We start from the raw sequence: 552 nt of genomic DNA, 5'->3' as shown, positions 1-552 counted from the left end.
GGTGCGGGCAAGTCGACGCTGCTGAAAATCCTCGGCGGCGCCTACATTCCCAGCAGCGGCAGCGTGCAGATCGGCGCGCAGGTCATGGTGTTCAAGAACGCTGCCGACAGCATCGCCAACGGTGTCGCGGTGATCCACCAGGAACTGCACCTGGTGCCGGAAATGAGCGTGGCCGAGAACCTGTTCCTCGGGCACTTGCCGACGCGTTTCGGTGTGGTCAACCGCGGCGTGCTGCGCCAGCAGGCGCTGGCATGTCTCAAGGGCCTGGCCGATGAGATCGACCCCGACGAGAAGCTCGGGCGCCTGTCTTTGGGCCAGCGCCAACTGGTGGAAATCGCCAAGGCGTTGTCCCGCGGTGCCAACGTGATCGCCTTCGATGAGCCGACCAGCAGTTTGTCGGCGCGGGAAATAGACCGGCTGATGGCAATCATTGCGCGCCTGCGCGACGAGGGCAAAGTGGTGCTCTATGTGTCGCACCGCATGGAAGAAGTGTTCCGTATTTGCGACGCGGTGACGGTGTTCAAGGACGGTCGCTACGTGCGCACCTTCGAA

Annotated in this window: 1 protein-coding gene; it reads left to right on the top strand. The window is 63.2% G+C overall.

What is annotated here, in order from left to right:
* On the top strand, window positions 1-552 hold a 552-nt coding region (locus tag E4O97_RS19745), incomplete at both ends, for an ATP-binding cassette domain-containing protein (protein ID WP_248162017.1).

This window comes from Pseudomonas sp. W15Feb34 (assembly GCF_023127765.1).
Lineage (GTDB): Bacteria > Pseudomonadota > Gammaproteobacteria > Pseudomonadales > Pseudomonadaceae > Aquipseudomonas > Aquipseudomonas synxantha_A.
This window is presented reverse-complemented; position numbering and strand designations above follow the sequence as displayed.